A 6,430-nucleotide genomic window follows, 5' to 3' on the forward strand; every position below is an offset into this window, starting at 1 on the left:
GCCGTTATCCGCGCTCGCCCGCGACCGCGGCGGCGGGACGGTCGCGCAGCAGCGCGAGCGTGGGCAGCAGCGTCGCGGCCAGGGTCAGCCCGAGCGCGGCGGCGATCACCGCGGCCAGGATCCACGGGGAGCCCGCCGGGACCGGGGCGTCCAGGACGCTCAGGCTCAGCGGCACCAGCGTCGCCGCGGCGACCAGCAGTCCCGCCGCGACGCCGACCGCGGTGACCAGCAGCGCCTCCACCGCCATCATGCGGAGCACCTGCCGCCGCGCGGCGCCCGCGAGCCGCAGCAGCCCGAACTCGCGCCGCCGCTCCCCCGTCGCGATGATCTGGGCGTTGACCAGGGCGATCGCGGCGTAGCCGACGACGACGGCGAGGACGAGCCAGGCCATCCACGCCTGCGTGTCGTCCTGCTCGGCGCGCAGTTCCGACAGCGTCTCCCGGTCGACGACCCGCAGGCCGGGGCCGGTCTCGGCGAGCGCACGGGCGAGCCGGGCCCGGTCGGCGCCGGGCTCGGCCGTCACCAGGATCTGCGGGACGAGACCGCCGTCGGTGTGGGGCAGCAGGCTCTCCGCGGGGAGCAGCGCCGTCTCGTAGCCGGGCCGGGACGCCACGGTCGCGACGAGTTCGAGGGCGGCGCGACTGCCGTCGCCGAGCCGCATCGGGACCGTGTCGCCGATCTCGTAGGGTCCGGCGTACCGCTCGGGCAGCGCGACCGTCGCACCGTCGAGGGCGTCCAGGCTGCCGCTCGCGGCGCGGAACGCCGTCGTCGGTTCCACCGCGCCCGCGGTGACGCCGAGCAGCGCCATCGTGGGCGGCTGCGGGGCGCCCTCGCCCGCGTCGCCCTCGTGGACGAGCGGCCCGGACAGTTCCGCGGGTTCGATGTAACCGGTGCTGGTGACCTGCGCCGACGCCGCCGCGACACCGGGGTGCCGGGCGATCTCGCCGACCGTCGCCGGGGACAGGCCACCGGCGGCGGAGGTGACCGCCAGGTCGGCGCGCAGACCGTCCTCGAACGCGTCCCGCGCCCCCTTCGCCTGCGTGGTCTGCATGTAGACCAGCGACAGGGCCAGCCCGGCGGCCAGCATCACCGGCACCACCACGCCGGTCAGCCGCGCGATGCGGGCCCGGGCGTTCTCGGTGGCCAGGTGACCGGCGAATCCGGTCACGGCGCGCAGCGGCCGGCGCAGCGCCGCCGTCACGACCGCGGCCAGGACGGGCCCCAGCAGCGCGACCCCGGCCGTCCACACCATCGCGGCGGGGGTCGCGACCCCGGCCGCGTCGGGACCGTCCGCCCGGGCCGTGCCCAGCGCCAGGGCCGCGCCGCCCGCGACGAACCCCAGCCCCGCGACGATCCGGACCGTCCCGAACCGGCGCTTCTCCACGGACGCCTCCGCGAGCGCCTCGACGGGACGGGTGCGGGCCGCGCCGTGCGCCGCGACGAACGCGGCGGCCAGTGCGGTGAGCAGCGCGGTGCACACTCCGGCGATCAGCGGGACGCTCCCCGCCCGGTACGCCAGCGTCTCCGGCACCGCGCCCGCCTCGGCGAACGCGGCGAGCAGCCACCGCCCGACGTACGGGCCGGGCAGGCAGGCGAGCCCGGTGGCGGCGGCCGCGAGCAGCATCGTCTCGCCGACGACCGACCGGCGGACCTGGCCGGGGGTGGCGCCGACGGCCCGCAGCAGCGCCGTCTCGCGCTGCCGCCGCCGGATCGCCAGACCCAGCGTCGCGGCCACGCCGAACACCGTCACCATGGCCGACAGCCCGCCGAACGCCGCGGCGAGGGGGATCAGGTCCTCGCCCTCGGACATGACGCCCGGGTCCTCCGCGCGGCCCCGCTCGTCGCCGGTCAGCACGGCGGCCTGCCGTCCGTCCACCACGGCGGCGACGTCGCGCTTCACCGCCGCCGCGTCGGTCCCCGGCGCGGTGAACACGCCGAGGGAGTCGACCTTGCCGGGACGTCCGGTGGCCCGTCCGGCCTCGGCGTCGGTCAGGTAGATCGCGCCCGCGCCATCGACCAGCCCGGACACCCGGTAGCGCGCCGCGCCGCCGCCCACGAGCAGCTCGACCGTCGCGCCGACGCCCGTCCCGAACCCGGCGGGCAGCACGACCTCCCCGGCCTCGGACGGTGCCGCACCCCGGACGAGCGCGGCGGGTGCGAGCCGCGCCGACGACCAGCCGTGCCCGGTCAGCTCCCGGCCGTCGTCCGTCCGCCGGACGGGGAACGACACGTCGGCCGCCACGCCGGTCACGCCGGGCACGGCCGCCAGCTCGTCCGCCAGTCCCGCGTCCAGCGGGACCCGCTCGGCGAACACCTCGTCGGAGGCGGTGCCGTGGTAGCGCTGGTCCCCGGTCACCACGATCGGCGCGGCGCCGAGCCGCTGCGGCGGCGCCGCCCGGTGGATCCCGGACTCCAGCAGCCCGCCGCAGCCGATCACGATCACGGCGCCGAGGAACATCGCGACGAACGCGGCGAGGTACCCGCCCGCGTGGAAGCGCAGCATGCGCAACGAAATGCCGATCACCACAGCTCCCGCACGTTCTCGTCGCCGCCCGCGCCGCCCGCGCGCCCGTCCCGTCCCCGGCCTGCGGCGCCTCGCCGCGCAGCCGGGTCATCCACTCGGCCACCCGCTCGGTCGTGGGCCGGTTCAGCGCGCCCGCGATCCGGCCGTCCGACAGGAACACCACCCGGTCGGCGTACGAGGCCGCCACCGGTCGTGGGTGACCATGACGACCGTCCGTCCCGCGTCCGCGACGACCTCCCGCAGCAGCGCCAGCACCCCGCGCGCGTTGCCGGTGTCGAGCGCGCCGGTCGGCTCGTCGCCGAAGATCACCGCGGGCCGGGTGACCAGCGCCCGGGCGATCGCCACCCGCTGCTGCTGCCCGCCCGACAGTTCCGCGGGGCGGTGGCCGCGCCGGTCGCCAGCCCGACCCGCTCCAGCACGTCCGCCACCGCGTCCCGGTCTGGCCGCCGCCCCGCCAGCCGCAGCGGCAGCGTCACGTTGTCCACCACGGTCAGCGCCGGAAGCAGGTTGAACGCCTGGAACACGAACCCGATCCGCTCGCGGCGCAGCCGGGTGAGGGCCCGCTCGCCGAGCGAGCCCAGGTCCGTACCGTCCAGCCGCACCGATCCGGACGTCGGCCGCTCCAGTCCCGCCGCGCAGTGCAGGAACGTGCTCTTGCCCGAACCGGACGCGCCCATCACCGCGGTGAACGTCCCGCGCGGCAGCCCGACGGTCAGGCCGTCCAGGGCCGCCGTCCCGCGCTTGGGACCTCCGTACACCTTGCGCACGGCCTGCAGCCGCACCACCTCGTCCGGCTCCGTGACCGGACTCCCGCTCGCCGACTCCGCAACTCTCGTCATGCCGTCAATGCTGGTCGCGGGGGCGGCACCGCCGACAGCCTCGACCGGCTGAACCCGTTGTCCACCGACCGGTGGACGGCGCACTACTTGACACTTCATAGCAAGTACTTGCTATCGTCCGTCAAGTGACGACCACCGACGAACACGTCGAACTGGCGGCCGAGCTGGCCGGACTGCTGGAAACACGGCTCCTGGACCCGCTGGAGATCCTGCTGACGTCCGGCGAACTCCTCGAACCGATCAGGGACCGCCTGCGCGTGGAGGCCGAGGTCTGGGCCGCCCAGCTGCTCGGCCCCGACCGGCAGCGGGCCACCGCGACCGCGGCCCGGCTCATCGCGGCGCTGTTCCCCGGCGACGCGCCCTTCGACCCGCCCGCCGCATGGTGGCGCACCGCGCTGGGACGCGCCGTGGCGCGCGTGACCGGCCACCCCGCGGCGGACGCCGTGCCGTACTCGACCGCCGGAGCGATGCTCGGCATCACCCGGCAGGGCGTCCACGACCTGGTCAAACGCGGCAAGCTCGGCAGGCACCCGGACGGCGGCGTCACGACCTCCTCCATCCGCGACCGACTCGACCGCCCGTAGGAGCGCACCGTGCCCGCACGAGACTCGATCATCGACGACCGTCCCGTCCGCCTCGCCGTCCGCGACCACGGCGGCGACGGCCCGCCCGTCCTGCTCCTGCACGGACTCGGCGGCACGCTGCTGCACTGGAACGCGCTCGCACCGCTGCTCACCGGCGCCCACCGGGTCGTCGCCATGGACCTGCGCGGCCACGGGCTGTCCGGTGACGGGCCGTGGGACTGGGAGGCGGTCCTGGACGACGTGCAGGCGGTCATCGACCGCCTCGAACTGCGGGCGCCCCTCCTGGTCGGCCACTCCCTCGGCGGCATGGTCGCCGTGCGGTGGGCGCTGCGGCACCCGGACGGGCCCGGCATCGTCAACCTCGACGGCCTGCGCTCCGCCGAGACCGACCCGCACCACTACGACGGCATCGCACCGGACGAACTGGTTTCGCTGCTCGCCGAACTGAAGGCCGTCTTCGACGCCCAGGCCGAGGCGATGGCCCGGCCGCTCGCCGAGCGCACGCCGCGCTGCTCCCCGAGCGGGCGCTGCGCACCACCGGCGAAGGCGTCCACGTCCGGCCGGACGCCGCGCTCGCCGGGCAGGTCCGGTACGACCCGCACTTCCGGGACGGCGTCCCGGCCGTGGCCGGCGTCCGCTGCCCGGCCCTGTTCGTCCTCGCCACCGAGAACCTGCCCGGCCTGCCCGGACGCGTCGGCGACCTCATGCCCGCGCTCCGCGCCGGCCTCCGCCGCGACCTGCTCCCCCTCCTCGCCGACCGGCCCCACCTGCGCGTCCTCGAACTGGACGCGAGCCACGACATGGTCGCCGAACGCCCGAGCGGATCGCCCGGGCCGTCCTGGAGCACTACTCCGCGAACGCGACCGTCGAGCGGTAGTGGCCGCGCCAGCCGAGCGCCTCCCACCACGCCGGATGGCAGGCGAGCCGGACGCGGTGGCCGTCCCACCCCGTCCGTCCGGGCGTCCACGCCTTCTCGGCGATGCCCGCGAGCCTCGGCAGCAGCAGGAACGCGAGGTCGTCGAACCCCTCGACCGTCTCGCACCAGATCGCCGCCTCGACGCCCGCGAGGCGCGCACCGGCCGGGATCTCGGCGAGCGTGCCGGGCGTCCAGTCGAACAGCTCACGGCAGGTGCGCGGCTCGTACGACTCGTGCCCCACGACCGTGCGCCGCGCGGTCTGCGCCGCGTCCCGCGAATCCTCCGCGTACCGCCGGTCGAGGTACAGGACGCTGCTCGCCGACGCGAGCACCGGCGCCCCGGCGGCGACGGCCGCCGGGACGTCGCGCGCCGACTCGGCGAACGCCGCCGCCATCGCCTCGACCAGCGCGTGGTACTCCGACGGGATCCGCTCGCGGGCGGCGTCGGCGTCGAACTCGTCGCCCGCACCGACCCACTCCTGCACCACGTCCGCCGGGTCGAGCGCCCCCGAACGCGCCGCCTCCTGCCACGCGACGACCCGCTTGCCGGTCGCCCGTCCGGCCTCCAGCGCGCGCGCCGCGAACTCCCGGTACAGCTCGTCGGGCATGCCGAACGCCTCGTCCCCGCCGATGTGCACGAACGGCCCCGGCGCGAGCGCCGCGACCTCCCGCAGCACGTCGTCGACGAACCGCCACGTCGCGTCCCCGCGCGGATGCAGGTACGCGAGGAGCTTGTGCACCGGCTCGTCCGGCCCCTGCAGTCCGGGGTACGCGCGGACGGCCGCGAGCGTGTGCCCCGGCATGTCGAGCTCCGGCACGACGGTGACGAACCGCGCCTCCGCGTACTCGACGATCTCGCGGAAGTCGTCCCGCGTGTAGTAGGGCCGGACGCCCTCGTCGGCGTGCGTCAGCCGACCAGGCCAGTTCGCCGGATCGGTCAGCCCCGGCCACCCGCCGATCTCCAGCCGCCACGCCTGGCTGTCGGTGAGATGCAGGTGCAGGACGTGAACTTGTAGAGGGCGAGCAGGTCGACGACCTTCTTCACCTGGTCGACGGTGAAGAACCGCCGGACCACGTCGAGGGACAGCCCCCGCCACGCGAACGCGGGCCCGTCCGCGATCCGCACCCGGGGCACGACGCCCCCGCCGTCCCCGTCCGGCCGGACGAGCTGCGCGAACGTCACCGCCCCCCGGAACACCCCCTCGACGTCCCCGGCCGTGACCGTGGCCCCGCCGCCGTCCGCGACCAGCTCGCACCCCTCCCGCCCCCCGAAGTCGCCGATCCCACCACCCCCCGCACCGGACGAGCCGTCGCCAGCGCCGTAAGCACCGGGAACACCCGCCTCGACACCGGACGAGCCGTTCGGTGCGCGTCGCCAGACACAGCCGACACATCACCCGACGCGCCACCGGCAAGGCCATCGGCACCGGGAACACCCGCCTCAACATCGGACGCCCCGACGCCGCGGCCCGTCCGCCGGACACAGCCGACACATCACCCAACGGACCACCGGCACCGGACGAGCCGTCGGCTGGAGCGGGATCGGGGGCGGGATGGAAGGTGCCGG

Annotated in this window: 6 protein-coding genes and 2 pseudogenes; 3 read left to right on the forward strand and 5 right to left on the reverse strand. The window is 76.2% G+C overall.

What is annotated here, in order from left to right:
• Positions 1 to 4: 4 nt before the first annotated feature.
• The 3 genes from BJF79_RS40205 to BJF79_RS40210 all read right to left on the reverse strand — a co-directional run bounded on the left by BJF79_RS40205 (position 5) and on the right by BJF79_RS40210 (position 3,363).
• Positions 5 to 2,527 (reverse strand): ABC transporter permease, encoded by a 2,523-nt coding sequence (locus BJF79_RS40205; protein WP_083734592.1) that lies wholly within the window; start codon positions 2,525 to 2,527, stop codon positions 5 to 7.
• Positions 2,528 to 2,647: 120 nt separating this feature from the next.
• Complete coding sequence (locus tag BJF79_RS67840) at positions 2,648 to 2,869, reverse strand: hypothetical protein (protein ID WP_410050204.1); 222 nt, start codon at positions 2,867 to 2,869, stop codon at positions 2,648 to 2,650.
• The gene (locus BJF79_RS40210; protein WP_410050205.1) at positions 2,830 to 3,363 is read right to left on the reverse strand and encodes an ABC transporter ATP-binding protein; all 534 of its coding nucleotides are present in this window, start codon (positions 3,361 to 3,363) and stop codon (positions 2,830 to 2,832) included. Before BJF79_RS40210 ends, BJF79_RS67840 begins: the two co-directional genes overlap by 40 nt.
• 125 nt (positions 3,364 to 3,488) lie before the next feature.
• Here BJF79_RS40210 and BJF79_RS40215 point away from each other — a divergent pair, with 125 nt between their 5' ends.
• A complete protein-coding gene (locus BJF79_RS40215) occupies positions 3,489 to 3,947 on the forward strand; it encodes a hypothetical protein (RefSeq protein WP_075905288.1) in 459 nt (152 codons plus the stop codon).
• Positions 3,948 to 3,956: 9 nt separating this feature from the next.
• Positions 3,957 to 4,406, forward strand: a pseudogene (locus BJF79_RS67845) (alpha/beta fold hydrolase); the annotation flags it as partial.
• Here the strand turns inward: BJF79_RS67845 and BJF79_RS63945 are convergent.
• Complete coding sequence (locus BJF79_RS63945; protein WP_262403281.1) at positions 4,346 to 4,744, reverse strand: hypothetical protein; 399 nt, start codon at positions 4,742 to 4,744, stop codon at positions 4,346 to 4,348. The pseudogene BJF79_RS67845 and the gene BJF79_RS63945 sit on opposite strands and share 61 nt — an antisense overlap.
• 49 nt (positions 4,745 to 4,793) lie before the next feature.
• Positions 4,794 to 6,145, reverse strand: a pseudogene (locus tag BJF79_RS40225) (family 20 glycosylhydrolase).
• 83 nt (positions 6,146 to 6,228) lie between these two features.
• Between BJF79_RS40225 and BJF79_RS63950 the strand changes: the two are divergent.
• The coding region (locus tag BJF79_RS63950) for a hypothetical protein (RefSeq protein WP_262403282.1) at positions 6,229 to 6,430 on the forward strand (202 nt) is incomplete at its 3' end.

Source organism: Actinomadura sp. CNU-125, assembly GCF_001942465.1.
In the GTDB taxonomy this organism is placed as follows: Bacteria; Actinomycetota; Actinomycetes; order Streptosporangiales; family Streptosporangiaceae; genus Spirillospora.

What these genes read in the sequence shown, in the direction of transcription:
- BJF79_RS40210 (WP_410050205.1), bottom strand. Translation starts at nt 3,363, where the DNA reads ATGACGAGAGTTGCGGAGTCGGCGAGCGGGAGTCCGGTCACGGAGCCG.